Source organism: Amycolatopsis rhizosphaerae, assembly GCF_007713715.1.
Lineage (GTDB): Bacteria > Actinomycetota > Actinomycetes > Mycobacteriales > Pseudonocardiaceae > Amycolatopsis_E > Amycolatopsis_E rhizosphaerae.
Map to the genome: position 1 here is coordinate 1 of NZ_VJWX01000763.1, position 2,071 is coordinate 2,071.

A 2,071-nucleotide genomic window follows, 5' to 3' on the forward strand; every position below is an offset into this window, starting at 1 on the left:
CTTCGTCGGCGTGGAGTTGTCAACGCCAGCGTGCGTTGTTCCCCGGAAGTAGACCCTTCTGATGTAACGGTTCCCGCCCTAGTGGACCGTCTACACGAGACAGTCATCGTGTCTGCCCAATCCGCTTGACTTCGTGGCCGAAGGAAGCGTCCATAGACGTGTGACCCGAATCCACCGGCAGCGCACCGGGGGCCACACGCTCCGGCCGGGGCATGACCACTAGCGATCACGAACCACGAATTGAGGGGACGTCATGCCTAGCACCACACGAACCCGTAAGACCCGTACCACCACCTTGCGGCCGGTTCCTGATCAGACAACCGCCGCGAAGGTTCGCACGGACACCGAGGACAAGCTCTGGGAGGCGTTGCACGCCAACCCGAACAGCACAGCCGCCGAACTGTCCGTGGCGGCGAAGATCGGGAAGTCGACCGCGCAGAAGATCCTCGCCCATTGGGCGGGCGACGGCAGCGTCACCCGCACCGCCGGAATCGCCGAAGGGGGTCGGCGTGCCGCTGATCTGTGGGCGATCACTGAGGCCGAGAACATCGTGGCCGAATGCGCACCGGTCAACTGTCTCGACGACGCCGACCATATTGCTGCTGTACCGGCCACCTCGGACGGCCCAGAAGGGAGCGGCACCAGGACGCTCACCGAGGGGGATGCCACCGAAGAGGCGAACACCGAGCCGTGCGCCACCCCAGCTGACGATGCTCAGGACATGGCCGACAACGAGGCGGAGCCCGCTACAGCGGGGGTGGCCGAAGGGCCGAACGATAGCGCGGCGACTGACACCGGCACATCGACGGCCGGGGATGGACGTGAGAGGTCGGAACGGCTGGCATCCGGCGCATTGCGGGGCATGGTCGAGGACTACCTGCGCGACCACCCTGGTGAGGAGTTCGGTCCCACGGCGATCGCCAAGGCGCTGGGAGGGAAATCCTCGGGGGCGGTGAGCAACGCGCTGGACAAGCTGGTCGAGAGTAAGACCGCCGTGAAGACCAAGGACAAGCCGAGGCGTTTCGCGCTCGCCCCAACTGAAGCGGCGACAGCATCCACGCCTACGAAATAGCCGGAAACGTAACGAATGTGGTTGTGGCCCAGCAGTGACGCTGTTGGGCCACAACCACATTCGCACTCGCAGGGGCGGTAGCCCATCGACGGCGAGCGATGTCGCGCGGTCGTGGCAGTCGAATGCCTGTGCCGTCTCGGCGGGGTGCAACCCGCCGAGACGGCACAGATGAGTCCAGGCGACTGACCTCGGGCTACCGGCTCGAGGCCCAAGCCTGGCCGGTCATCATCCGCACGCGGCCGTGTGTGAATGTGAAGACCCAGTCCGTGTTGTGGCTGTCGGGCCACAACCACGGCCAGCCGTCGCGTGGGTGGTAGGCGCGTCCGTGCCCCTCGTCGGTCCAGACCTCGAGCAGGTCGGTGACGGCGTCGGCGTAGGTGAACGGGTCGGTCGCGTTCAGTAGCAAACGTCCACACGCGATGGTGCAAGGGTGTCGGGGTCGGCGCTGCCCTGGAGTGATCCGAGCCAGACGGCGTGGTGCCCGTCGCCGTCGTAGAAGTCCGCCGTGGTGGTCATTGGCCCGGCCGCCTAACGGGCGTTGTGTACGGGTCGTCGAACAGGCACCCGTCGTCGGGACAGGATCGCGCGCCCGCGCTGATGATGAAGGGGCAGCCGTCGTGGTGCCGCTTGGTGAACGTGACGCTGCCATCGGCGTGCTCGATGATGTGCAACTGGCCGCCGCGGGAGGTCGCCCACGCGATCTCGTCCCGGTCGATTCGGATTTCACCGTCGTAGCCGGAGGTGGTCGCTAGCAGTCCGCTCACCGCATCCAGAACCTGCCGCGAGTACGTGGTGAGTAGGGCGAGCCTGTCGGCGAACGCACCGAGTTCGGTGCCGAGGTGGATGACCAGGCACGCTGGGTGCCGTCGATCCAGTAGGCGGCGGGCCTGGTGGGTGTGGGTGGTGAGTTCGGTGCGGAGGGCGGCCAGGGGACGGCGGTCGGCGGCGCGCTGCCACAGGTGCCAGCCGTTGGCGGTCCAGCCCGCGAGGTTGGTGGCC

2 protein-coding genes and 1 pseudogene are annotated in these 2,071 nt (G+C 66.8%); 1 reads left to right on the forward strand and 2 read right to left on the reverse strand.

Going from position 1 to position 2,071, the window contains the following annotated elements; all coding sequences use genetic code 11:
- Positions 1–295 precede the first annotated feature (295 nt).
- Positions 296–1,072, forward strand: coding sequence for a MarR family transcriptional regulator (locus FNH05_RS36545; RefSeq protein WP_246128153.1), 777 nt, complete (start codon positions 296–298; stop codon positions 1,070–1,072).
- Between the two features lie 193 nt (positions 1,073–1,265).
- Here the strand turns inward: FNH05_RS36545 and FNH05_RS36550 are convergent, their stop codons facing one another.
- Both FNH05_RS36550 and FNH05_RS36555 read right to left on the reverse strand, forming a co-directional pair.
- Positions 1,266–1,478, reverse strand: a complete 213-nt coding sequence (locus FNH05_RS36550; RefSeq protein ID WP_246128154.1) for a hypothetical protein — start codon at positions 1,476–1,478, stop codon at positions 1,266–1,268.
- A 106-nt stretch (positions 1,479–1,584) separates the two neighbouring features.
- A pseudogene (locus FNH05_RS36555) lies at positions 1,585–2,071 on the reverse strand (hypothetical protein); the annotation flags it as partial.